Raw genomic sequence first — 21,919 nt, forward strand, 5'->3', positions numbered from 1 at the left:
GCCGCGCGGTCGTGCGACCGCGCGCCGTCCGTGGTCCTACTCCTCCACCAGCAGCTTCTCCCGCAGCTGCGCCAGGGTCCTGGCCAGCAGCCGGGAGACGTGCATCTGGGAGATGCCGACCTCCTGCGCGATCTGCGACTGGGTCATGTTCCCGAAGAAGCGCAGCAGCAGGATCCGCTTCTCGCGCGGCGGCAGATCCTCCAGGAGCGGCTTGAGCGACTCCCGGTACTCGACGCCCTCCAGCGCCTCGTCCTCCGCGCCCAGCGTGTCCGCGACCGCCGGCGACTCGTCGTCGGTGTCCGGGACGTCGAGCGAGAGCGTCGAGTAGGCGTTCGCCGACTCCAGACCCTCCAGGACCTCCTCCTCGGAGATCCCCAGCCGCTCCGCCAGCTCGTGCACCGTGGGCGAGCGCCCGTGCTGCTGGGAGAGCTCGGCCGTGGCCGTGGTGAGGGCGAGCCGCAGCTCCTGGAGGCGGCGCGGCACCCGGACCGCCCAGCCCTTGTCGCGGAAGTGCCGCTTGATCTCGCCGACGACCGTCGGGGTCGCGTACGTCGAGAACTCGACCCCGCGCTCCGGGTCGAACCGGTCGACCGACTTGATCAGGCCGATGGTGGCGACCTGGGTCAGGTCGTCCAGCGGCTCACCGCGGTTGCGGAACCGCCGGGCCAGGTGCTCGACCAGCGGAAGGTGCATCCGGACCAGCTTGTTGCGCAGCTCGGCCTTCTCCGGCGAGCCGTCCGGAAGTTTGCGCAGCTCGATGAACATCGCCCGCGCCCCGCTGCGGTCCTGTGGATGCTGCTGGTGCTGCGTGTGCTCGATGTGCTCGCTCATGTGGGCCGCCCGCTCTGCCTGCCGCGTCTGCTCCGCCACGGCCTCAAGGCCGTCAAGTCCGTCCACCGGGTGCGGCCGGGCCTGCTGCTCCGGAATACCGACGGAGCGCGGCATCTCCGGGTGCGACTCGGGGATGCGCCTGTCGTCCCGCACCGGACCGTCCCCGCTCACGCCGGTCCGGGTCCCGCGCCGCGCTGTTTGTACAGGCTGATGGAGACCGTACGGTCGTCGGCGACCGAGGAGTCGACCTTGCCGGCGAGCGCGGAGAGCACCGTCCAGGCGAAGGTGTCGCGCTCGGGCGCCCGGCCGTCCGTGGTCGGGGCCGAGACCGTGACCTCCAGGGAGTCGTCGACGAGACGGAAGACGCAGCTCAGTACGGAGCCGGGGACGGCCTGCTGCAGCAGGATCGCGCAGGCCTCGTCGACCGCGATACGCAGATCCTCGATCTCGTCGAGGGTGAAGTCCAAACGTGCCGCGAGGCCGGCCGTGGCCGTACGCAGCACCGACAGGTAGGCACCCGCGGCCGGCAGCCGGACTTCCACGAAGTCCTGGTTCCCGGGCTCGCCTGCGATCTGGGACACCCTCACCTCCAAGGTGGCACAAGCTCTCTCGGGCCCCGGCGGAGGGGACGCCTCCGGGGCCATGCGGTACGAAATGCGGTGATCGTGCGTCGTCCACGCGATCGTGGTGCTCGGGGGGCGACGCTATCGCGATCCATGGTGTCGTGTCGCCGGGACCCCTCCCGACAGGTGTCACTCATGGTAAGCATATGAGCACGGACAGTGGCTAGAGGTGTGCGGTGCCCAATTGCTGTGAACCGACGCCGGGTTGACGTACCCAGGCCCGGGGCCGTCGAACCGTCCGGATCCTCCTGACCTCCCGCGTCACACCAGTGCGTTGTCCACAAAGCACCAGCGCCAGTCCTCGCCCGGCTCCAGGGTGCGCATCACCGGATGCCCGGTCCGAAGGTGGTGGGCGGTCGCGTGCCGCATCGGCGAGGAGTCGCAGCAGCCCACATAGCCGCAGACCAGGCAGAGCCGCAGCTGTACGTGATGGGTGCCGGCGGCCAGGCACTGCGGGCACGTCCCGGTGCGCGGGGCGGGCTCGGGGCGCGGCAGTTCGGCAACGTGCGGGCACTCGCTCATGATTGCCAGGTTACGACGGTCCGGTTGTGAGGTGGCTGGGATGGACGCGTTGCCGCTGGTGGCACTGGTCGCGGGAGCCGCGGTGGTTCGAGTCCGGGGGTGGTACGGGCGTACCCGCCGCAGTGGAAGCGCTCGTCCAGCGACCAGTTGTCCCCGCCCGCCCCGAAGGTCTCGTGCTGCAACTGCCGTATCTCGCGCGCGAGGAAGCCGCCCCGCAGCACCGGGAAGCCGAGGGCGCGCTGCCCCGGGGCGAGCCCGGCGGCGAGTCCGGCGAGGGTGCCGCCGGTCCCGCAGGCCACCGCCACGACGTCGGCGAGACCGTGCAGCTCGCGCCCGAGGTCCCTGCAGCCCCGGACGGCCAGGGAGTTGCTGCCGCCCTCCGGGACGACGTACGCGGCGGCGCCGAAGCGCTCGCGCAGCGCGGCCAGCACCTCGGGCTCGGCCTTGCGCCGGTAGGTCGCGCGGTCCACGAAGTGCAGCCGCATGCCGTCCGCCGCGCACCGGGCGAGCGAGGGGTTGAGCGGCCGGTGGGCGAGCTCGTCGCCGCGGACCACGCCGACGGTGGGAAAGCCCAGGAGCCGGCCCGCCGCGGCCGTGGCGCGCAGATGGTTGGAGTAGGCCCCGCCGAAGGTCAGCACCGGCCGCCCGGCCGCCTCGCGCAGGTTCAGGGCGAGCTTGCGCCACTTGTTGCCGGGCAGGGCCGGATGGATCAGGTCGTCGCGCTTCAGTAGGAGGCGGACGCCGTGGCGGGTGAAGCGCTCGTCCTCGACCGCTTGCAGGGGCGAAGGGATGCGCGGCTGCAAGGCGGTGGTGGGGTCGGGCGCTTCTTCGGTCACCTGTCCATTGTGACCGGCGCCCTCACTTCAGACGCTCGTGGACCCGCTCGCGCAGCCAGTCCATGCCGAAGCCCCGCGGGTCGACCTTGCCGGGCTGCCACTCCCGGTGGCCGACGACCGACCGCTCGCTCCAGCCGTAGTGGCGGCAGACCGCCGCCGCGGCCTTCTCGATCGCCTCCAGCTGGACCTGTGGCCAGGGATCATCGCCGTCGCCGAGGTTCTCGCACTCGAACCCGTAGAAGCGGCCGTTGCCGTCGGTGTCGGCCTCGTCGCAGACCGGCAGACGTTTCTCGGCGACGACCGCGCGCAGCACGTCGCCGTCGCCCGCGCCGGCGTGGTTGGCGCGTCCGTTGCCGACCAGATGGACCGTGCCGTCCTTGGTGATCACGCCGTGGCAGAGCGGGCCCGGCAGGCCCTCGTAGCCGTCGTAGCAGATGCGAACGGTGGCGTCGGAGCCCCGGGTGACGGTGTGGTGGATCATCACGCCGTTGAGCGGGCCCCAGGCGCCGTGCCCGGCCCGGTTGTGGGTGCGCCAGCCGTCGACCTCGACGACGTGGAGGCCTTCGGCGCGCAGGGCGGAGAGGAACTGGTCGGCCGACATGGGTGGGGCCACGGCGGACTCCTTCGAAGAGCGGCACCCCGCTGCGGGGCGCCTGGTGCGGTTGGGGCGGATGCGCCCTGCCGTCTTCTACCGGAACTTCCGCATATGGGCGATCTGTTCGGATGGCGTGCGAGCCGATCCGGACAGATCGCCCGATTACGGTCAGTCGTGTGCGAGCCAGAGGTCGGGGCCGAACACCTCGTAGTGGATGTCGGCGGCCGCGACGCCCTTGCCGAGGAGCTGGGTGCGCACCGACCGCATGAAGGGCAGCGGACCGCACAGGTACGCGCGCGTGCCCGACGGCACCGCGACCGAGGCCAGGTCCACCAGGCCCGTACGGTCGCCGGGGTGCCCCGGCTCGGGCCGCTCGTACCAGAAGTGCGCCGTGCCGTCCGGGAGTTTGGCCGTCAGCGCCGCGTGGTCCGCGCGCAGGGCGTGGTCGGCGGGGGAGCGGTCGCCGTGCACCACGGTCACCGGGGCGCGGTGACCGGCGCCGGCCAGGTGCTCCAGCATCGACAGCATCGGGGTGCAGCCGATCCCCGCCGAGGCGAGCAGCAGCGGCGCCCCACCGCCGTCGAGGACGGATGCGTCGAGCACGAGATCGCCGTACGGGGCCGAGACGCGCAGCCGGTCGCCCTCGCGCACGCGCGCGTGCAGATGGAGGGAGACCTCCCCGTCGGGGGACGGGGCCTCGCCCCTGACCCGCTTGACCGTGATCGAGCGGGTGGCGGAGCCGGGGGCGCCGCTGAGGCTGTACTGGCGTATCTGGCGGGCGCCGTCGGGGAGTTCGACCTGGACGGAGACGTACTGGCCGGGGCGGAAGCCGGGCGCCGGGGCGCCGTCGGCGGGGCGCAGCCGGAAGGTGGCGGCATCGGCCGTCTCCTCGGTGCGCCCCTCCACCGTCCACTCGCGCCACACGTCCCCGGCGGCCACGCCCCGGGCGGCGTACAGCCGGGACTCGATGGCGATCAGGGCGTTCGCCATCAGCCAGTACACCTCGTCCCAGGCGGCGGCGACCTCCGGCGTCACGGCCTCGCCGAGCACCTCGGCGATGGCGGCGAACAGGTGCTCGTGGACGACCTCGTACTGCTCGGCGGTGACGCCGAGGGAGGCGTGCTTGTGGGCGACGCGGCCCAGCATCACGTCGGGGCGCTCGTCCGGGTGGTCGAGCAGATGGGTCGCGAAGGCGGCGATCGACCCGGCGAGTGCCTGCCGCTGGAACCCGGCGGCCTGGTTGCCCCGGTTGAACAGGTCGCGCAGCAGCTCGGGGTGGGCCGCGAACAGCCCCGCGTAGAAGCGCTCGGTGACGGCGGGGAGGGCCGCGCCGACGGCGGGCAGGGTGGCGCGTACGGTCGCGGCCGACTTCTCGGACAGCAAGAGGACTCCTCTGTGAACTCGTCTTTAATTGGAATCTAAGACTCGTATTTTTGGATACGGGCGGCGGCCCTGGGCGGGCGGTGGTGCCTCAGTCGTCCGTCCGGCGGCCGCCCGTGAGCCCGATGAGCAGCGGGCCCGTGGGCGAGGTGACGAGGTCGGCGACGGTGACGGGGTCGAGGGAGGCGCAGAACGCCTCCTGCGCCCGGCGCAGCGCCCCGCGCAGCCGGCATGCCGAGTTGAGCGGGCACGGGACCGTGCCCTCGCACTCGACGACGTCGCCGGGGCCTTCCAGTTCGCGGACCAGGCCGCCGACCGAGGCCCTGCGGCCCGCCGGGGTGAGCGCGAGCCCGCCGCCGCGGCCGCGCCGCGCCTCGACCAGGCCGAGGTGCTGGAGCCTGGCGACCACCTTCGCGGTGTGCGTATAGGGCACCCGCATGGTCTCGGCCACCTCGCGCGTCGTGGGCGGGGCCTCCCGGTCGCCCTCGTCGGCGACGGCCAGACGCATCAGTACCCGAAGCGCCAGGTCGGTGAATCTCGTCAGCCGCATGGCGTCAGCGTAGATAACTTGCATATGCCGTGCAACTTTGTGGCCGGAACCCCGAGGGTGCCCTCGCCGGGATGCGCAACATGCCCCGCCGAAGCGGTTCTAGTCCCACTCATTTGTGTAATGGCGCGGGCACGGTCCGTGCTGGAAGGCTTCTCGCGCAGGTCAGCTCATGATCGGAAGATCGAGAGGGAAACACATGTCGGTCGAGGCAGGGCCCGAGGCCCGCGCGCAGCAGAGTCTTGGCACCGCAGCCGCGCGGAATCTGGCGACCACCACCAAGTCCGCCCCCCAGATGCAGGAGATCACCTCTCGGTGGCTGTTGCGGATGCTGCCGTGGGTGCAGGTGCAGGGCGGTACGTACCGGGTCAACCGGCGACTGAGCTATTCGGTGGGTGACGGGAAGATCACCTTTGTGCAGACCGGGCGTCGGGTGGCGGTGATCCCGGCCGAGCTGGGGGAGCTGCCCGCGCTGCGCGGGTTCGAGGACGAGTCGGCGCTGACCGAGCTGGCGAACCGCTGCGAGCAGCGCGAGTTCGCCGCCGGGGACGTCCTGGCCGCCGAGGGCGACCCGGTGGACACCGTCTACCTGCTGGCGCACGGCCGCGTCGAGCGCATCGGCACCGGCCCCTACGGCGGCGAGGCCGTCCTGGGTGTCCTGGCCGACGGCGCACACCTGGGCGAGCAGGCCCTGGTCTCCGGCGAGGCGACCTGGGACGCCACCGCCCGCGCGGCGACCGCCTGCACGGTGCTGGCGCTGAGCCGCGCCGACGTCCTCAACCTCGCCGAACGCGCCACCTCCCTGGGCGAGCACCTGGCCGCCTACGCCCTCATCCCCGAACAGCGCACCAACAAGTACGGCGAAGCGGCCATCGACCTCGCGTCCGGCCACGTCGGCGAGGCGGTCATCCCGCACACCTACGTGGACTACGAAAGCTCCCCGCGCCAGTACGAACTCTCCGTCGCCCAGACCGTCCTGAAGGTCCACAGCCGCGTCGCGGACCTCTACAACCAGCCCATGAACCAGACCGAACAGCAGTTGCGGCTCACCGTGGAGGCGCTCCGCGAGCGCCAGGAGGACGAGCTCATCAACAACCGCGAGTTCGGCCTGCTCGCCAACTGCGACTACGGCCAGCGCCTGCAGCCCCACGACGGCGTGCCCAGCCCCGACGACATGGACGAACTCCTCTCCCGCCGCCGCGGCAGCAAACTCTTCCTCGCGCATCCCAAGGCCATCGCCGCCTTCGGGCGTGAGTGCAACAAGCGCGGTCTGGTCCCCGAGAGCATCGACGTCGGCGGCAACCGCATCCCGACCTGGCGCGGTGTGCCGATCTTCCCGTGCAACAAGATCCCGGTCAGCGACGCCCGTACGACCTCGATCCTGTGTATGCGTACGGGTGAGGACGAGCAGGGTGTGATCGGTCTGCGGCAGGACGGGATCCCGGACGAGATCGAGCCGAGCCTGTCGGTGCGGTTCATGGGCATCGACGAGCAGGCGATCATCTCGTACCTGGTCACCGCCTATTACTCGGCCGCCATCCTCGTTCCCGACGCCCTCGGCGTCCTGGAGAACGTGGAAGTCAGCCGCTGGCGCTGACGGTTCCGAGAGCCCCGGACGGGTGGCCGGTGGTCGGGGAGGTCCCCCGGCCGCCCGTCCGGCAAACCGCGTACCCGAGCGGCGCGTGAACGCGCGCACCCGCCATGGCGCAGGAAAGACCGCGTATCGAACACGGCGAGAGGAATGTCGAGTTGGTCATGGGGGAAGCCGTCGAGGGGCGCGAGGCAGTGGACCTGCTGGAACGGACCCGCGTGGTGGTGAACCCGCGACTGCGGGACACCGTGGAGTCGCTGCCGGGCTCGATAAGGCGCGTGGCGATGTACCACTTCGGATGGGAGCACGCGGACGGTACGCCGGCCGCCGGGCAGGCGGGCAAGGCGATCCGGCCCGCGCTCGTACTCGCCGCCACCGCCGCGCTGGGCGGCGACCCCGGGCAGGCGCTGCGGGCCGCCGCCGCCGTCGAGCTCGTCCACAACTTCACCCTGCTCCACGACGACGTGATCGACGAGGACGCCACCCGGCGCCACCGGCCCACCGCCTGGACCGTGTTCGGCACCCCGGACGCCATCATCGTCGGGGACGCGCTGCTCGCGCTGGCGCTGCGGCTGCTCGCCGAGGACGGCCACCCGGCGGCTCCCGCCGCCTCCGCCCGGCTCGCGGCCTGTGTGATCGAGCTCTGCGCCGGACAGCAGGCCGACTGCGCCTTCGAGCAGCGCGGCCCCCAGGAGGTCTCCCTGGACGAGTGCCTGGACATGGCGATGGCCAAGACCGGCGCGCTCCTCGGCTGCGCCTGCTCGCTGGGGGCGCTGTACGCGGGGGCGGGGGCCGAGGAGGTGGCCGCGCTCGACGCGTTCGGGCGCGAGGCCGGGCTCGCCTTCCAGCTCATCGACGATCTGATCGGCATCTGGGGCGACCCCGGGCGTACCGGCAAACCCGCCGGGGCCGATCTCGCCTCGCACAAGAAGTCGCTGCCGGTGGTGGCCGCCCTGACCTCGGGCACCCCGGCGGCGGCCGAACTCGCCGAGCTGTACCGGGGCCCGATGGGGACGGGCCGAGGGGTCCCGGGGCTGCCTCCGGGGCCCCTCGCGCCCTGACTCGGGGAGAGCCAACTCTAGGATCGTTCCGATCAGTTGAGGATGACCGGAATGCGAACAGGGGCGGCCGACATGGGCACGGGACCGGGCACGGGCATACGGCGGGTGGAGCCGGACGACGAGAAGGCGGTCGAGGCGGCGGTGCGCCTGCTCGACGAGGCGTTCCAGGAGGACCCGGTGAGCAGCTGGGTCTTCCCGGACCCGGCGCACCGCCGTGAGACGCACCGCCATCTGATGCGCGCCTTCCTGGAGATCTCGCTCGCCGAGGGCCGTGTCGACCTCGCCGAGGACGGCACGGCGACGGCCCTGTGGGTCGATGTCCCCGCCGAGCCTGAAGAGGCCGAGGAGGACGGCCCGGCGCAGCTGAGGGCCGCCGTCGACCCCGGGAACGAGCGGGTGGAGCTGATCGGCCGGCTCACCGCCGGCGTCCATCCGCACGGCCGGGCGCACACGTATCTGCTGCTGATCGCGGTCGCCCCGGACCGCCAGGGCCGGGGCGTGGGGGCCGCGCTCGTCGCGCCCGTCCTGGAGCGGTGCGACCGGGAGGGCCTGCCCGCCTATCTGGAGGCGAGCAGCGCGCGCAGCTCCCTGCTGTACGAGCGGCTCGGCTTCGCGCACCTCGGTGAGCCGCTGCGGCTGCCGGGCGGGCCGCTGATGTACCCGATGTGGCGCGAGCCGCGCGGCTGAAACGATTCACCACCGTACGGGACCGGGCCGGGGGTTCAGCTCCCGAGCACCCGGTCCACCACCATCTCGACCAGCCGCTCGGTCGTGTCCTCGCCGAGCACCTCCGGCAGTGTGAGGTGTTCGATCAGCAGGCCGGTCATGGCGAAGTAGAGCAGCCGTACCGTGTCCGCGTCGCCCGGCAGCCCGGCCTCCAGGTGGAACGCGATGTTCGCCTCCAGATCGGCGCGGATGGCGTCGGTCAGCGCCTCCCGGAGCTCCGGCCTGCGGGTCGCCTCCAGACGGAGCTCCAGCATCGCGAGATAGCCGGTGCGCTCCTTGACCATCCGCTGCAGCAGCCAGTGCATCAGCGAGGCGACCAGCTCCCGCGAGGGCGCGGGCCGCATCGCCTCGCTCACCTCGGCCGGATCCGGTGTCATCCGTACGTGGATGTGCCGCCCGGCCTGGGTGAACAGATCGTCCCTGCTGGTGAAGTAGTTGGAGGCGGTGCCGGGCGGCACCCCGGCCTCGGTGTCGACGGCGCGGAAGGTCAGCCCGCGCGCTCCCTCGCGCGCCAGCACTTCGATCGCCGCGTCCACGAGGGCGGTTCTGCGTTCCGGGTTCCTGACCATCCGAGCTCCTTCTGCTGCGTTCCTGTCGAGTTGCCGCGGGGCCTTGCGCAACCACTACATACAAAGTACTTTATGCGGAGTGGTTGATCGACCGGCCACCCCCCGAGCCAGAAGAGGCCAGCTTGCGCAAGCTTTCGTACTACATCGCCCTCACCATCGACGGCTTCATCGCCGCCCCGGACGGGTCGTACGACTTCTATCCGCTGAGCGAGGAGGTCGTCGGCTTCATGGCCGCCGACTTCCCCGAGACCCTGCCGACCACCCTCCGCCGGGCCCTCGGCATCGACGAGGCGCCCAACCGGCGGTACGACACGGTGGTGATGGGCCGGGGGACGTACGAGCCCGCCCTCAAGGACGGCATCACCAGCCCGTACGCCCATCTGCGCCAGATCGTCTTCTCTCGCAGCCTGGGCGAGTCCCCGGACCCGGCCGTCGAGGTCGTCTCCGGCGACCCGGTGGCGCTCGTGCGCGAGCTCAAGCGCGAGGAGGGCCTGGACATCTATCTGTGCGGCGGTGCCGACTTCGCCGGGCAGCTCATCGAGGAGATCGACGAGCTCGTCATCAAGAGCTATCCGATCGTGGCGGGCGCCGGAATCCCCTTGTTCCGGGCGGAGTTCGCGCCCCGCTCCTTCGTGCCGACGGACAGCCGTTCCTTCGAAAACGGTACAGTCGTCACCACTTACACAAGGAAGCGCTAACTCCCATTTCGGTCACGCCCTGTGACGAACAGCAGGTTGCGCCGCTAATCTCCCGCCCATGACCACACAGTCCTGGGCGGGCTGGTACCGAGACCGCCATGGATCCGAAGCGCTGACGATCACCGCCGACGGGACCCAACTGCACACCCGGATCAGGGGAGTCGACTTCGCCGGGGCGGGGTTCGACTCGCTCGGCCCGGTGTCGGTGCCGGGCATACCGACGGAGGGCTCGTTCCCGCTCGACGGCGGTGCCCTGTGCGACTTCGTCCTGGAATGGGACATGCCGGTACCGGTCGCCTCCGCCGACGGCGCGCTCCACCAGGCCACGCTGAGCTGTCTGCTCTCCCTCAAGCCGCCCGAGCCCGATCTGGGGCTCGCGCTGCACCTGGGGGGAGCGGTGTACGCCTCGGGGCGCGCCGAGCTCGACTTCGGGTCGGTACTGGACGACATCCGCCGCCAACTCCCGTACGGGGAGCACCTCCAGACGTCCGTCCTCGAAAGCATCTGACCCCCGACGCGGCCGTCCGCACCGAGACACGCCCTCGGTACGGACGGTCGCGTCCCTGTTTTTGTGCCACCGTCAGAAAGGTGTCAAGAGAGGGCCGTTGGGATTCCCCCCGGCCTCATTGTTCTACTACTGTGCGAACAATGAAGGTTTCGATGAACCGGGCCCGCTACCAACTGGTGGCCGTCGCCGTGCTGCCGTTCCTGCTGGCGCTCGCGGTCGACCTGCTGCTCTTCGCCGCCCTGCACGACCGGCTGCCGACGCGGCTGGCCACCCACTTCGACGGCGGTGGCGCGGCCGACGGCTACGCGGACCGGAGCGCGTACGTGACGGTGAACCTCGGCCTCGCGGGCGGCCTCGCCGCCGTCTGGGCGATCATCGCGGCCACCGCGGACCTCGCGGTGCGCGGCACGCGCCGGCTGCTCGGCGCGGGATACGCGACCGCGGGCCTGACCGGGTATGTGATGGCCGCCGCGCTGTACGCGAACCTCGACGTGGCCGACGGCGGCGCGGCCCGGCTGCCGCTGTGGCAGCTCGCGGCGGGCCTCGCGGTGGCCGCGCTCGCCGCGGCGGCCGGGACGCTGCTGCTGCGGCGCCTCGACCTGCCCGCGTATGTGCCGCCGCCCGGCCCCGGCAGGGTCGAGCGGCTCGACCTCGCGGAGGGCGAGGTGGCGGGCTGGGCCCGACGCGCCCCCTCGCGGACGCTGTGCGCGGCCGGCGTGGCACTGCTCGTCTTCGGGGGCGCGCTGACGTACGTGTACGGCTGGGGGCGCGCGGCCGCGCCGCTGGCATGCGGGCTGCTGATCCTCGTCTGCTCCTGCCCGTACGTGACGGTGGACCGGCACGGGCTGACGACCCGCCCGACGGTGCTGCCCTGGCCGAGGGTGCGGATACCGCTCACCGACGTGGACCGGGCGGTGAGCCGGGAGGTGAAGGCGCTCTCCGAGTACGGCGGTTGGGGCTACCGGGTGCGCCCCGGGCGCTCGGGGCTGATCCTGCGCTCGGGCGAGGCGATCGTGGTGCGGCGCACGGGCGGGCGCGAGTTCGCCGTGACGGTCTCCGACTCCGCGACGGCCGCGGCCCTGCTCAACACGCTGGCCGAGCGGGCGGCGGTGCGCTGATGCTGTTCCGGGTGGACCCCGGGTCCGCGGTGGCGCTCGGCGACCAGATCGCCGCGTCGGTGCGCCGCGCCATCGCCGAGGGCGCGGTGGAGCCGGGCGAGCGCCTGCCCGCCGCCCGCGTCCTCGCGGACTCGCTGGGCGTCAACGTCCACACGGTCCTGCGCGGCTACCAGCGCCTGCGCGAGGAGGGCCTGATCGAGCTGCGGCGGGGCCGGGGCGCGGTGGTCGTCGAGGCGGCCTCGTCCCGCGCCCGGGCCGGACTCCTGGTGCGGGTGCGCGAACTGGTCGAGGAGGCCAGGCGGTTGGGCCTGTCGGAGGACGAACTGCTCGACCTGGTCCGCACCGGCCTCCACTGACCTAGTACGTCTGCAACTCCACCAGGTTGCCGTCGGGGTCGTGCAGATGGGCGGCCCGCATCGTCGGACCCCACTGCGGCCGGTCCTGCGCGGGGGCGACCACGGTGGCACCGGCGGAGGTGCAGAGCTCGACCCCGGCGTCCAGCGCCTCGGGCCCGTCCACATGGATGACGACGGAGGCCCCGACGGGCACGTTCTCCTCACCGACGGCCGCGGCCATCGCGGCCCGGGAGAACAACGCGAACGTCGTACGGCCCTCACAGTCGTCCCAGCTGGCGTACCCCGACCCTTCGGTACCGCGCGCCAGCGAACACCCGCTCAGCTTGGGCAGCACGGCCGCGTAGAAGCGGAAGGTCGACTCGTAACGCTCCACCAGGAGCCGGGTGTAAGGGGGTTCGAGAGGTGCCATGACTCCGAACCTACCCCGGAGGATCATCTTCCGGGAGGCCGGACAGCAAGGCCGGAAAGCGTCGGTGGGCGGCCCCGCACACGCCGACAGCACCCGGCTCCGCGCGGATGCCGGGTGCTGTCAGGTGCTGCTGCCGGAGCGGCGAAGGGGCGTTACGCCTTCTTCGTCTCCCAGAAGATGCGGTCGATCTCGGCGATGAGTTCGAGCGCCTTCTCGCCGGTCTTCGGGTCCGTCGACGCCTTGGCGGCCGAGAGGGCCTTCAGGGTGTCGTTGACCAGCTGGTGGAGCTGGGGGTACTTCTCGAAGTGCGGGGGCTTGAAGTAGTCGCTCCAGAGCACCGAGACGTGGTGCTTGGCGAGCTCCGCGCGCTGCTCCTTGATGACCACGGCACGCGCACGGAAGTGCGGGTCCTCGTTGGCCTGGAACTTCTCCTGCACGGCCTTGACCGACTCGGCCTCGATACGGGCCTGGGCCGGGTCGTACACACCGCAGGGCAGGTCGCAGTGGGCGCTGACCTTCACCTTGGGGGCAAACAGGCGGGAAAGCATTGAGCTGTCCTTCCTCGTGATCGTCTTCTCAGGTGGGACATTACTCGGTGGAAGGCCCGTTTTCGCGAGTGCCCCCGGGGGCTTAGGACAAAAGTCCAGGGTCACCATGGGACTCGTGGCGGAACGTACCGTGGGAGTGGACCGGGTACCGGGAGGTGGGTGGCGGATGACGGATCAGGGGCGGGAGCCGAGGGTGCCGTTGGGGATCGCGGAGGTGACGGGGACCTCGATGGTGCCGACGCTGCTCCACGGGGATCAGCTGCTGGTGCACTACGGGACCGAGCTCCGGGCCGGTGACATCGCGGTGCTGCGGCATCCGCTCCAGCAGGATCTGCTCATCGTCAAGCGGCTGATCGAGCTGCGCGAGGGCGGCTGGTGGGTGCTCGGCGACAACCCCGACGACGAGGTCGTCGACAGCCGGGCCTTCGGCACCGTCCCCGGCGAGCTGGTGCTCGGGCGGGTGCGCGCCCGCTACCGGCCGCTGACGCGCGGGCGTCAGCGCTCGTTCGGGGTGCTGCTCTCCTGGGCGGTCTCGGCGCTGCGGCCGGTGTTCGCGGACCGGTCGGTCTCCAGGCGCTTGCGCGCCCGGTAGGCGGCCACGTTCGCCCGGGTCGCGCACCGGTCCGAGCAGTAGCGCCGGGAGCGGTTGGTGGAGGTGTCGAGGTAGGCGTTGCGGCACGGCGCCGCCTGGCACAGGCCGAGGCGGTCCACCCCGTACTCGGTCAGATGGAACGCAAGACCCATGGACGCGAGCGCCGCATAGCCCGCCGTCGCGTTCGAGGTGTGGTCCGCGAGGTGCATGTGCCACAGCGGGGTACCGTCCTCGGCCCGGTGGTCGTGCCCGGAGATCTGCGGGCTGACCGGGAACTCCAGGAGGAGGGAGTTCAGCAGGTCCACCGCCTGCGCCTCCTCGGCCGCGTCCGCCGCCTCGAACACCGCCCGCAGCCGCGCCCGTACCGCCCGCAGCCGGGGCACATCGGCCTCCGTGGCGCGGCGGGCCGTCGTCGAATCCGAGGTGAACAGCTCGCGGATCACCTCCACCGACGTCAGGGAGTCCTTGTTACGGGCCGGCTCCTCGGTGTTGACCAGGCGCACGGCGTAGTCCGAGTAATAGGCCAGTTCCACGTGTAATCCTTACGGCGGTCAGTAACGGCTGGGCGCGCTTCGAGGGTATTACGCCGAACTGTCCTCCGGGTACGAAGTCGGCCACCGGCGAAAGGGGTCGCCGACGGCGAAAGGGGCGGTACGGGCCGACCAGGCCCGTACCGCCCCTTTCCGTACTCCCAGGGCCCGAGTGTCTACAGGACCTTCGACAGGAACGACTTCGTCCGGTCGTGCTGCGGGTTGGTCAGGACGTCGCGCGGGTGGCCGGACTCGACCACCACACCGCCGTCCATGAAGACCAGCGAGTCGCCGACCTCGCGGGCGAAGCCCATCTCGTGGGTCACCACGATCATGGTCATACCGTCCTCGGCCAGGCCCCGCATGACGTCCAGGACGTCACCGACCAGCTCCGGGTCGAGCGCGGAGGTCGGCTCGTCGAAGAGCATCAGCTTCGGCTCCATGGCCAGTGCACGGGCGATCGCCACGCGCTGCTGCTGGCCGCCGGAGAGCTGCGAGGGGTAGCTGCGCGCCTTGTCGGCCAGGCCGACCCGGTCGAGCAGCTTCTGCGCGCGCTCGCGCACCACCGCCTTGGACTCGCCCTTCACCTGGATCGGCGCCTCCATGACGTTCTCCAGCGCCGTCATGTGGGGGAACAGGTTGAAGCGCTGGAAGACCATGCCGATGTCGCGGCGCTTGAGCGCGACCTCGCTGTCCTTCAGCTCGTAGAGCTTGTCGCCCTTCTGGCGGTAGCCGACGAGCTCGCCGTCGACGGAGAGGCGCCCGGCGTTGATCTTCTCCAGGTGGTTGATGCACCGCAGGAAGGTCGACTTGCCGGAGCCGGACGGGCCGATCAGACAGAACACCTCGCCCTCGGCCACCTCCAGGTCGATGCCCTTGAGGACCTCGACGGCGCCGTAGGACTTGTGCACGCCTTCGGACTTCACCATGGCGGTCATCGGGTCACCGCCTTGGGGGTGCGACGGAGCACGGCCAGATTGGCCTTGATCCGCTGGAACGGGGTGGGCGGGAGCGCGCGGGTGGACCCGCGGGCGTAGTAGCGCTCCAGGTAGTACTGGCCGATCGAGAAGACCGTGGTCAGGATCAGGTACCAGGCGGCGGCGAGGAAGAGCATCTCCACCGCGGCGCCGGACGTCTGACCGATGTCCTGGGCCTGTCGCAGCAGCTCGTAGAACTGCACCGCCGAGACCAGCGAGGTGGTCTTCAGCATGTTGATGACCTCGTTGCCCGTCGGCGGCACGATCACGCGCATCGCCTGCGGGATCACGATCCGGCGCAGGGTCTTGCTGTGGCTCATGCCCAGCGCGTGGGCGGCCTCGGTCTGGCCCTCGTCGACCGCGAGCAGACCGGCCCGGCAGATCTCCGCCATGTACGCGGCCTCGTTGAGCCCGAGCCCGAGCAGCGCCGTGAGCAGCGGCGTCATGAACGAGGACCAGTAGTCCTTGTAGATCGGGCCGAGGTTGATGTACTCGAAGACCAGGCCCAGGTTGAACCAGACCATCAGCTGGACCAGGACCGGGGTGCCCCGGAAGAACCAGATGTAGAACCAGGCGATCGAGGAGGTCACCGGGTTCTTCGACAGGCGCATCACGGCGAGCAGGATGCCGCCCACGATGCCGATCGCCATCGACAGGACGGTCAGCAGCAGGGTCTGGCCGACGCCGTCGAGGATGCGGTCGTCGAAGAAGTAGTCCGGGACGGCGCCCCAGTTGATCTTGCCCTGGCTGAACGCGTAGATGATCGCGCCCAGCAGGGCGATCGCGATCACGGCGGAGACATAGCGTCCGTAGTGGCGGACCGGGATCGCTTTGATGCTCTCCGGAGCGGCGGGAGGCGGGGTGTCCGCCGGCTCCGCCTTGTTGACGTCAACAGTCACGGGTGTTGCCTTTCAGAAGCCTTCGGGCCCTCCGCCCGGGGACGGGGCGGAGTGACCCTGGAGCGGGGAGGATCAGACGCCGCCGTTGATCTTGGCTTCCTTGACGGCGCCGGCCTCGACGCCCCACTTCGCGATGACCTTGTCGTAGTCACCGCTCTTGATGATCGCGTCGAGCGCCTCCTTGAGGGCGTCGCGCAGCTGGGTGTTGTCCTTGGAGACCGCGATGCCGTACGGAGCGGCCTCGACCTGCTCGCCGACGATCTGGAAGTCGTTGCCGCCGCCCGAGGTCTTCACCGCGTACGCGGCGACCGGGAAGTCCGAGGAGCCGGCGTCGGCGCCGCCGGAGCGCAGTCGGGTCTGGGCCTGCTGGTCCGTGTCGAAGGCCTCGATCGAGATCTTGCCCTTGTCGCCGCACTTCTCGGACTGCTTCTTGGCGAGGTCCTCGGAGACCGTGCCGCGCTGCACCACGATCTTCTTGCCGCAGAGGTCGTCCCAGGTCTTGATGCCCTGGTCCTTGCCCTTCGGGGTGTAGATCGAGACACCGGCCGTGAAGTAGTCCACGAAGTCGGCGCCCTCGCCGACCTTCTTCTTGGTCTCCGAGTCGATGCCGTTCTGGCGGTCCTTGGTGTCCGTCATGGCCGACATGGCCATGTCGTAACGCTTGGCGCGCAGGCCGGTGACCAGGGTGTCGAAGGTGCCGTTCTCGAACTGGAACTTCACGCCCAGCTGCTTGCCCATGGCGTCGGCGAGGTCCGGGTCGATACCGGCGGTCTTGCCGTCCTTGTCCTTGAATTCGACCGGGGCGTACGCGATGTCCGAGCCGACCTTGATGACGCCCTTGTCCTGAATCGCCTTGGGCAGCTTCGAGAAGAGCGGGGCCTTGCTGGTGGCGGCCGAGCTGGAGCCGCCGCCGTCCTTGCTCTTCGTCTGGTCTCCGCAGCCGGTGAGCAGGAGGGCACCGGCGACCGCGATCGCGCCGACCGCGGCAATCCGGGACGAGGCGGCGGTCGTACGACGGGTGGTGCTTGCGGTCATGGTCGGGTTCCTCCGGCGGGTGATGGAGTGGCCAGTGAGTGAACAGTGAGCCGTGGTGCCCATCGTTGGGCGACACGACCGTGTTGTGTCGGCATCTTGCCATTCGGACCTGCGGAATCAGGGGGGCGCGCATGTCAAAATCGGATAACGGGTCACCCCCCAACCCCAACGGGCCGGTACATCAAGGCCGGACCATGTGCGGGTTTTACCTTTACCGGCCGGAAAATCTGCGGTTCATCTCGCGTTGTGGACACGTTTCATGCCGCATAGCTCACTTGTCCCGACATGCCGCTATGAGTCGTGTCACCACGGTGTTCCGCAGTCGAAATGGACTACTCGGCGGACGCCTCCGTCCGGTAAGAAGGATCCTTACACCCCTCATCCGGGGCTCAGGGCGCGTTGTGCGGCGCGCCCGCGCGTACGTACCTCCTCCCTGCGGGGCGGGCCAACCGCTTCCCGCGGGGAACGTATGTGGTGCCCACCCACCCCTCCTCAACAAGGAGTGGCCACCCTCAACTGATGAAGACTTAAGGGGTCAAATCAAAATGGCAGCGGAGATCGTCAATCCTCGCAGCGACAGCAGTACCGACCAGGGCTCCGCGGAGGAGCCCTTCGATCCGGCCTTCGCCCTGCACCGGGGCGGCAAGATGGCCGTGCAGGCCACCGTGCCCATCCGGGACAAGGACGACCTGTCCCTGGCCTACACGCCGGGCGTCGCGAAGGTGTGCACCGCGATCGCGGAGAACCCGGACCTGGTCCACGACTACACCTGGAAGTCCCAGGTCGTCGCCGTGGTCACGGACGGTACGGCCGTGCTCGGGCTGGGCGACATCGGCCCCGAGGCGTCCCTTCCCGTGATGGAGGGCAAGGCCATCCTCTTCAAGCAGTTCGGCGGGGTCGACGCGGTGCCCATCGCGCTCGCGACCACCGACACGGACGAGATCATCGAGACGGTCGTGCGCCTGGCGCCGTCCTTCGGCGGAGTGAACCTGGAAGACATCTCCGCGCCGCGCTGCTTCGAGATCGAGCGGCGTCTGCAGGAGGCCCTGGACATTCCGGTCTTCCACGACGACCAGCACGGCACCGCGGTGGTCACCCTCGCGGCGCTGCGCAACGCGGCGAAGCTCACCGGGCGCACGCTCGGCGAGCTGCGGGCCGTGATCTCGGGCGCCGGCGCGGCCGGTGTGGCCATCGCCAAGTTCCTCCTTGAGGCGGGCCTCGGCGACGTGGCGGTCGCGGACCGCAAGGGCATCGTCAGCCGGGACCGCCAGGACCTGACCGACGTCAAGCGCGAGCTTGCGGAGATCACGAACAAGGCGGGTCTGTCCGGCTCCCTGGAGACCGCGCTGGCGGGCGCGGACGTCTTCATCGGCGTCTCCGGCGGTACGGTGCCGGAGCCCGCGGTGGCCTCGATGGCGCCCGGCGCGTTCGTGTTCGCCATGGCCAACCCGAACCCCGAGGTCCACCCGGACATCGCGCACAAGTACGCGTCGGTGGTCGCCACGGGCCGCTCGGACTACCCGAACCAGATCAACAACGTGCTGGCGTTCCCGGGCATCTTCGCGGGCGCCCTCCAGGTCCGGGCCTCCCGGATCACGGAAGGCATGAAGATCGCCGCGGCCAACGCGCTGGCCGACGTCGTCGGCGACGCGCTGGCGGCCGACTATGTGATCCCGTCCCCGTTCGACGAGCGGGTCGCCCCGGCCGTGACGGCGGCGGTTGCCGCCGCGGCACGCGCGGAGGGTGTGGCCCGGCGCTGACGGGTCCGCCGCGGCCTCGTCCGTTCCGCCGCCGCGCCCCGTGCGTGGCTGGTCGCGCCGCACCCGCGCCCCTCACGGGGCGCGGGTGCGGCGCGTCACACGCGGTGGTGGTTCCGGCCGGGGCGCGGGCGCCCCTATCGTCAAGGCCATGTTCGCCGCCTATGCCGCACGCATCGACCGTGACCAGCCGCTCTCCGGTCTGGAGTTGGGGGAGCGGCCCGCCCCCGGGGTACGTCCGGGCTGGTCGCTCATCGACGTCCGGGCCGCCTCGCTCAACCACCACGACCTGTGGTCGCTGCGCGGGGTCGGCCTCGGTGAGGACAAGCTGCCGATGATCCTTGGCTGCGACGCGGCCGGGGTCGACCAGGACGGCAACGAGGTCGTCCTGCACTCCGTGATCGGCCAGACCGGCCACGGCGTGGGGCCCGGCGAGGGCCGCTCCATCCTCACCGAGAAGTACCAGGGCACCTTCGCCGAGCAGGTCGCCGTGCCGACGTGGAACGTGCTGCCCAAGCCCAAGGAGCTCAGCTTCGCCGAGGCGGCCTGTCTGCCGACCGCCTGGCTCACCGCGTACCGGATGCTCTTCACCAACGCGGGCGTGCGGCCCGGCGACTCCGTCCTCGTGCAGGGCGCGGGCGGCGGGGTCGCGACCGCCGCGATCGTCCTTGGCAGGGCCGCCGGCCTGCGGGTCTTCGCCACCAGCCGTGACGAGGCGAAGCGGAAGCGGGCGGTCGAGCTGGGCGCCCTCGACGCGTACGAGCCGGGCGCGCGGCTGCCGGAGCGGGTGGACGCCGTGATCGAGACCGTCGGCGCGGCCACCTGGTCGCACTCGGTCAAGTCGCTCAAGCCCGGCGGCACGCTGGTCATCTCGGGCGCCACCAGCGGCGACCGGCCCGCGCATGCCGAGCTGACCCGGATCTTCTTCCTGGAGCTGAAGGTGGTCGGCTCGACCATGGGCACCAAGGAGGAGCTGGAGGACCTGCTCGCGTTCTGCGCGGCGACCGGGGTCCGGCCGGTGATCGACGAGGTGCTGCCGCTCGACCGGGCGCGCGAGGGCTTCGAGAAGATCGAGTCCGGGGACGTCTTCGGGAAGATCGTCCTGACAGCCTCTTGATGGTTCGTCAGAAACCCTGATCTGATCTCCGGCACGGTCATCCGACGACGTGCCGGAGGTGTCCCTTGCGTACGGACAAGTTCCTTGCCGCAGCGGGTTGTTGTGCGGTACTCGCGGCCGGGGCGGTGGTGCCCGCCGCCGACGCCCGGGAGGCGGGCGGCATCCCCCGCCTCACCGACGAGCGGGGGCGCACGCTCACCCTGCGCGGCTGGAACCTAAGGACCGCGTAAGATCCGGATCCCGCTCCCGCCTCGACCCCGCTCCCGTGGTGCTCCGGGATCCGGATCTTACGCGGTCCTTAGGTAAGCGCCCAGTACGCGGGCACCCTCCTCGTCCAGATGTGGCGTGGGTCACACCTGACTCCCGTCACATTCACGAGCCACGTTTCGTCATAGCTGTGACGGAGGAAGCCGACCGGTGTGGATGTTCTGGCAGGGCCGGTCGGCGTCCGGCGTCACTGTTTCTGTGTGAAGTGTTCGGCGTTTACGTGAGATCTTTTGAGGAGAGCAAATCATGACTGCTCGGGCCAAGCACCCTGCTTTTGTCGTTCCCGGTGCCATTGACGCTCTGGTGGCCCTCGGAAAGGCCAGCAAGGAAGTTCCCGGCGTCGATGTGAAGCTGCTTGAGCTGCTGCATCTGCGTGCGAGCCAGATCAACGGCGACGGTGCCAACGCGGACCGTCACCCGCGTCTGGCGAAGGCCGCCGGCGAGACCTCGGACGAGCGTCTGTTCGCCGTCGCCGCCTGGCGCAACACGCCGTACTTCACGGACGCCGAGCGTGCCGCCCTGGCGCTCTCCGAGGCCGTGACCCGTCTCGCCGACCGTGAGGACGCGGTCTCGGACGAGGTGTGGAACGACGCGGCCAAGCACTTCAACGAGCAGCAGCTCGCGGCGATCGTCCTCTCGGTCGCCACCGCGAACCTGTGGAACCGTCTGCACGTGGCCATCGGCCAGGTTGCCGACCCCAACAGCTGATCACCCCCGTACAGCTGCTGGTGCCGGCCGACACCCCCGACGGCCGGCAGGTCGGGCGGACGGCTCGACGGCGGGCGGCCCGGTCACCGCAAGGACGTTGCGGTGACCGGGCCGCTTTTGTATGCCGTCGCCGGCGCGGAAGAGGGGAGGCGAGGGGTGCGGTTCCCGGAGGAACCGCACCCCTCCCCTCCGCTGCTCCGCGCCTACTTCCCCTGCTTCTTCCTCGCGGCCTCGATGAAGGCCTCGAAGAGGGGGAGGGTGTCGGTTCCGAGCTCGCCGTGCGCCTGGAGTCCGGCGAGGAACGGGGCCGAGGGGTCCTCGGCCTCCGCGCCCTCGATGATCCCGTCGTCCGACCACGCGGTGGCCACCAGACCGGCGCCTAACTTGTCGATGCCCTGGTGGTGGTGGCAGTAGACGGTGGCGGTCGGCCCGAGAGCGCTGCCGAGCAGCGAATCCGGCTTCACCTGGATCTCGCGCGGCTCGTACTTCCCGGGTACGGCGGGCGAATGCTCGGGCAGGTGCTGGTCGAGCGTGCCGCCGCGGGTGATGGAAATCAGCTGGAGCCCGCGGCAGACGCCGAGCACCGGAATCCCGCGCCGCTCCGCGACGGCGAGCGTCGCCAGTTCCGCGGTGTCCCGCGCCTCATGCGGGGGAAACGTGAACTTCTCGCGCTCGGCACCGTAAAGAGCCGGGTTGATATCGGCGCCGCCGCTCATCAGCAGGGCATCGGCGCGGGCCATCACATCATCGACCGCGTCCGGAATCGGCGGCACGAGAACCGGGGCGCCGCCCGCCTGGTGCACCTTCTCCATGTACTCCCAGGGGAGAAGCGCCACATGGACGTCTCCCCAGATGTTCCAATTCACCGTTGTCAGGTCGGCGGTCACCGCCACGACGGGCCGAGTCATCGAATGTCGTCCTTCCCAATTCCAGTGAAATAGAGTTTCACTAGAGCATCGCTTGTGCGTTTCTCGACTGCACCGAACTTGTCCGCAGCGAGTACGGGGGGTTGGATCAAGAATTGCACAGAGCTCAGCTCTGTGGAAGAAATCAAAAAATAGGTACGGTGGAAACACGGTCGTCTTTCGGAAGAAAGCGACGGAGACCGCGCGCGCGTTC

26 protein-coding genes and 1 pseudogene are annotated in these 21,919 nt (G+C 70.5%); 12 read left to right on the top strand and 15 right to left on the bottom strand.

The features are described 5' to 3' along the window. Positions 1-36 precede the first annotated feature (36 nt). The 7 genes from A8W25_RS21795 to A8W25_RS21825 form a co-directional block, all read right to left on the bottom strand. Positions 37-945: an RNA polymerase sigma factor SigF gene (locus A8W25_RS21795; protein ID WP_067164341.1), complete on the bottom strand. Its 909-nt coding sequence runs from the start codon at positions 943-945 to the stop codon at positions 37-39. A 53-nt stretch (positions 946-998) separates the two neighbouring features. After that, positions 999-1,412, bottom strand: a complete 414-nt coding sequence (locus tag A8W25_RS21800) for an anti-sigma regulatory factor (RefSeq protein ID WP_067163834.1) — start codon at positions 1,410-1,412, stop codon at positions 999-1,001. 303 nt (positions 1,413-1,715) lie between these two features. Next, positions 1,716-1,976, bottom strand: coding sequence for a UBP-type zinc finger domain-containing protein (locus tag A8W25_RS21805; protein WP_067163835.1), 261 nt, complete (start codon positions 1,974-1,976; stop codon positions 1,716-1,718). Next, positions 1,973-2,812, bottom strand: a complete 840-nt coding sequence (locus A8W25_RS21810) for a 1-aminocyclopropane-1-carboxylate deaminase/D-cysteine desulfhydrase (protein WP_079126234.1) — start codon at positions 2,810-2,812, stop codon at positions 1,973-1,975. Before A8W25_RS21810 ends, A8W25_RS21805 begins: the two co-directional genes overlap by 4 nt. Positions 2,813-2,834: 22 nt before the next feature. Next, entirely contained in the window at positions 2,835-3,425 is a 591-nt protein-coding gene (locus A8W25_RS21815) for an N-acetylmuramoyl-L-alanine amidase (protein ID WP_079126235.1), read from the bottom strand. Positions 3,426-3,575: 150 nt separating this feature from the next. Next, complete coding sequence (locus A8W25_RS21820) at positions 3,576-4,790, bottom strand: globin domain-containing protein (RefSeq protein WP_067163839.1); 1,215 nt, start codon at positions 4,788-4,790, stop codon at positions 3,576-3,578. Between the two features lie 88 nt (positions 4,791-4,878). Beyond that, positions 4,879-5,337, bottom strand: a complete 459-nt coding sequence (locus tag A8W25_RS21825) for an RrF2 family transcriptional regulator (RefSeq protein WP_067163841.1) — start codon at positions 5,335-5,337, stop codon at positions 4,879-4,881. 196 nt (positions 5,338-5,533) lie between these two features. Here A8W25_RS21825 and A8W25_RS21830 point away from each other — a divergent pair, with 196 nt between their 5' ends. The 3 genes and pseudogenes from A8W25_RS21830 to A8W25_RS21840 all read left to right on the top strand — a co-directional run bounded on the left by A8W25_RS21830 (position 5,534) and on the right by A8W25_RS21840 (position 8,673). Further along, positions 5,534-6,931 carry a family 2B encapsulin nanocompartment shell protein gene (locus A8W25_RS21830; protein ID WP_067163843.1) on the top strand — a complete coding sequence of 466 codons (1,398 nt, stop codon included), beginning with the start codon at positions 5,534-5,536 and terminating at the stop codon, positions 6,929-6,931. A 158-nt stretch (positions 6,932-7,089) separates the two neighbouring features. Further along, positions 7,090-7,953 (top strand): annotated as a pseudogene (locus tag A8W25_RS21835) (polyprenyl synthetase family protein); the annotation flags it as partial. 105 nt (positions 7,954-8,058) lie between these two features. Continuing rightward, positions 8,059-8,673 carry a GNAT family N-acetyltransferase gene (locus A8W25_RS21840; RefSeq protein ID WP_079126237.1) on the top strand — a complete coding sequence of 205 codons (615 nt, stop codon included), beginning with the start codon at positions 8,059-8,061 and terminating at the stop codon, positions 8,671-8,673. A 35-nt stretch (positions 8,674-8,708) separates the two neighbouring features. On the opposite strand, the gene A8W25_RS21845 is transcribed toward A8W25_RS21840, so the two are convergent. Further along, positions 8,709-9,281 (bottom strand): TetR/AcrR family transcriptional regulator, encoded by a 573-nt coding sequence (locus A8W25_RS21845; RefSeq protein ID WP_067163845.1) that lies wholly within the window; start codon positions 9,279-9,281, stop codon positions 8,709-8,711. A 122-nt stretch (positions 9,282-9,403) separates the two neighbouring features. Between A8W25_RS21845 and A8W25_RS21850 the strand changes: the two genes are divergently transcribed. From A8W25_RS21850 to A8W25_RS21865, 4 genes are all read left to right on the top strand, one after another. Next, positions 9,404-9,979, top strand: coding sequence for a dihydrofolate reductase family protein (locus tag A8W25_RS21850; RefSeq protein WP_067163847.1), 576 nt, complete (start codon positions 9,404-9,406; stop codon positions 9,977-9,979). A gap of 58 nt (positions 9,980-10,037) precedes the next feature. Beyond that, entirely contained in the window at positions 10,038-10,487 is a 450-nt protein-coding gene (locus A8W25_RS21855) for a DUF6304 family protein (protein ID WP_067163849.1), read from the top strand. Between the two features lie 140 nt (positions 10,488-10,627). Next, positions 10,628-11,605 (top strand): DUF1648 domain-containing protein, encoded by a 978-nt coding sequence (locus A8W25_RS21860; protein WP_234386521.1) that lies wholly within the window; start codon positions 10,628-10,630, stop codon positions 11,603-11,605. Further along, positions 11,605-11,961: a GntR family transcriptional regulator gene (locus A8W25_RS21865; RefSeq protein WP_067163852.1), complete on the top strand. Its 357-nt coding sequence runs from the start codon at positions 11,605-11,607 to the stop codon at positions 11,959-11,961. Before A8W25_RS21860 ends, A8W25_RS21865 begins: the two co-directional genes overlap by 1 nt. A gap of 1 nt (position 11,962) precedes the next feature. Here A8W25_RS21865 and A8W25_RS21870 read toward each other — a convergent pair whose 3' ends face one another. Then, entirely contained in the window at positions 11,963-12,370 is a 408-nt protein-coding gene (locus tag A8W25_RS21870; RefSeq protein WP_067163854.1) for a VOC family protein, read from the bottom strand. Between the two features lie 152 nt (positions 12,371-12,522). Beyond that, positions 12,523-12,918, bottom strand: coding sequence for a superoxide dismutase, Ni (sodN, locus tag A8W25_RS21875; RefSeq protein ID WP_067163856.1), 396 nt, complete (start codon positions 12,916-12,918; stop codon positions 12,523-12,525). Between the two features lie 166 nt (positions 12,919-13,084). Here sodN and sodX point away from each other — a divergent pair, with 166 nt between their 5' ends. Then, positions 13,085-13,510, top strand: coding sequence for a nickel-type superoxide dismutase maturation protease (gene sodX / locus A8W25_RS21880; RefSeq protein ID WP_067163858.1), 426 nt, complete (start codon positions 13,085-13,087; stop codon positions 13,508-13,510). On the opposite strand, the gene A8W25_RS21885 is transcribed toward sodX, so the two are convergent. The 4 genes from A8W25_RS21885 to A8W25_RS21900 all read right to left on the bottom strand — a co-directional run bounded on the left by A8W25_RS21885 (position 13,414) and on the right by A8W25_RS21900 (position 16,951). Further along, complete coding sequence (locus tag A8W25_RS21885) at positions 13,414-14,043, bottom strand: CGNR zinc finger domain-containing protein (protein ID WP_067163859.1); 630 nt, start codon at positions 14,041-14,043, stop codon at positions 13,414-13,416. The two genes, sodX and A8W25_RS21885, sit on opposite strands and share 97 nt — an antisense overlap. Positions 14,044-14,216: 173 nt before the next feature. Continuing rightward, positions 14,217-14,978 (bottom strand): amino acid ABC transporter ATP-binding protein, encoded by a 762-nt coding sequence (locus tag A8W25_RS21890; RefSeq protein ID WP_067163861.1) that lies wholly within the window; start codon positions 14,976-14,978, stop codon positions 14,217-14,219. Then, positions 14,975-15,916 (bottom strand): amino acid ABC transporter permease, encoded by a 942-nt coding sequence (locus A8W25_RS21895; protein ID WP_067163862.1) that lies wholly within the window; start codon positions 15,914-15,916, stop codon positions 14,975-14,977. Before A8W25_RS21895 ends, A8W25_RS21890 begins: the two co-directional genes overlap by 4 nt. 72 nt (positions 15,917-15,988) lie before the next feature. Then, on the bottom strand, positions 15,989-16,951 hold the full coding sequence (locus tag A8W25_RS21900; RefSeq protein WP_067163864.1) for an ABC transporter substrate-binding protein: 963 nt from the start codon (positions 16,949-16,951) through the stop codon (positions 15,989-15,991). A gap of 545 nt (positions 16,952-17,496) precedes the next feature. On the opposite strand from A8W25_RS21900, the gene A8W25_RS21905 reads away from it, so the two are divergent. From A8W25_RS21905 to A8W25_RS21915, 4 genes are all read left to right on the top strand, one after another. Next, complete coding sequence (locus A8W25_RS21905; protein ID WP_067163866.1) at positions 17,497-18,711, top strand: NAD(P)-dependent malic enzyme; 1,215 nt, start codon at positions 17,497-17,499, stop codon at positions 18,709-18,711. A gap of 148 nt (positions 18,712-18,859) precedes the next feature. Next, on the top strand, positions 18,860-19,825 hold the full coding sequence (locus tag A8W25_RS21910; protein ID WP_067163867.1) for a zinc-binding dehydrogenase: 966 nt from the start codon (positions 18,860-18,862) through the stop codon (positions 19,823-19,825). A gap of 65 nt (positions 19,826-19,890) precedes the next feature. Then, entirely contained in the window at positions 19,891-20,055 is a 165-nt protein-coding gene (locus A8W25_RS33585; RefSeq protein ID WP_324616266.1) for a hypothetical protein, read from the top strand. A gap of 283 nt (positions 20,056-20,338) precedes the next feature. Continuing rightward, positions 20,339-20,800, top strand: coding sequence for a carboxymuconolactone decarboxylase family protein (locus A8W25_RS21915; RefSeq protein ID WP_067163869.1), 462 nt, complete (start codon positions 20,339-20,341; stop codon positions 20,798-20,800). A gap of 203 nt (positions 20,801-21,003) precedes the next feature. On the opposite strand, the gene A8W25_RS21920 is transcribed toward A8W25_RS21915, so the two are convergent. Continuing rightward, positions 21,004-21,708, bottom strand: a complete 705-nt coding sequence (locus A8W25_RS21920; protein ID WP_067163871.1) for a gamma-glutamyl-gamma-aminobutyrate hydrolase family protein — start codon at positions 21,706-21,708, stop codon at positions 21,004-21,006. Between the last annotated feature and the right edge of the window lie 211 nt (positions 21,709-21,919).

Source organism: Streptomyces sp. ERV7, assembly GCF_001653515.1.
In the GTDB taxonomy this organism is placed as follows: domain Bacteria; phylum Actinomycetota; class Actinomycetes; order Streptomycetales; family Streptomycetaceae; genus Streptomyces.

Bases quoted from the DNA above. Each gene is read 5' to 3' on its own strand.
- A8W25_RS21795 (WP_067164341.1), bottom strand. From the start codon at position 945: ATGCCGCGCTCCGTCGGTATTCCGGAGCAGCAGGCCCGGCCGCACCCG.
- A8W25_RS21805 (WP_067163835.1), bottom strand. From the start codon at position 1,976: ATGAGCGAGTGCCCGCACGTTGCCGAACTGCCGCGCCCCGAGCCCGCC.
- A8W25_RS21825 (WP_067163841.1), bottom strand. From the start codon at position 5,337: ATGCGGCTGACGAGATTCACCGACCTGGCGCTTCGGGTACTGATGCGT.
- A8W25_RS21830 (WP_067163843.1), top strand. From the start codon at position 5,534: ATGTCGGTCGAGGCAGGGCCCGAGGCCCGCGCGCAGCAGAGTCTTGGC.
- A8W25_RS21840 (WP_079126237.1), top strand. From the start codon at position 8,059: ATGGGCACGGGACCGGGCACGGGCATACGGCGGGTGGAGCCGGACGAC.
- A8W25_RS21845 (WP_067163845.1), bottom strand. From the start codon at position 9,281: ATGGTCAGGAACCCGGAACGCAGAACCGCCCTCGTGGACGCGGCGATC.
- A8W25_RS21855 (WP_067163849.1), top strand. From the start codon at position 10,038: ATGACCACACAGTCCTGGGCGGGCTGGTACCGAGACCGCCATGGATCC.
- A8W25_RS21860 (WP_234386521.1), top strand. From the start codon at position 10,628: ATGAAGGTTTCGATGAACCGGGCCCGCTACCAACTGGTGGCCGTCGCC.
- A8W25_RS21865 (WP_067163852.1), top strand. From the start codon at position 11,605: ATGCTGTTCCGGGTGGACCCCGGGTCCGCGGTGGCGCTCGGCGACCAG.
- A8W25_RS21870 (WP_067163854.1), bottom strand. From the start codon at position 12,370: ATGGCACCTCTCGAACCCCCTTACACCCGGCTCCTGGTGGAGCGTTAC.
- sodN (WP_067163856.1), bottom strand. From the start codon at position 12,918: ATGCTTTCCCGCCTGTTTGCCCCCAAGGTGAAGGTCAGCGCCCACTGC.
- sodX (WP_067163858.1), top strand. From the start codon at position 13,085: ATGACGGATCAGGGGCGGGAGCCGAGGGTGCCGTTGGGGATCGCGGAG.
- A8W25_RS21890 (WP_067163861.1), bottom strand. From the start codon at position 14,978: ATGACCGCCATGGTGAAGTCCGAAGGCGTGCACAAGTCCTACGGCGCC.
- A8W25_RS21900 (WP_067163864.1), bottom strand. From the start codon at position 16,951: ATGACCGCAAGCACCACCCGTCGTACGACCGCCGCCTCGTCCCGGATT.
- A8W25_RS21905 (WP_067163866.1), top strand. From the start codon at position 17,497: ATGGCAGCGGAGATCGTCAATCCTCGCAGCGACAGCAGTACCGACCAG.
- A8W25_RS21910 (WP_067163867.1), top strand. From the start codon at position 18,860: ATGTTCGCCGCCTATGCCGCACGCATCGACCGTGACCAGCCGCTCTCC.
- A8W25_RS21915 (WP_067163869.1), top strand. From the start codon at position 20,339: ATGACTGCTCGGGCCAAGCACCCTGCTTTTGTCGTTCCCGGTGCCATT.
- A8W25_RS21920 (WP_067163871.1), bottom strand. From the start codon at position 21,708: ATGACTCGGCCCGTCGTGGCGGTGACCGCCGACCTGACAACGGTGAAT.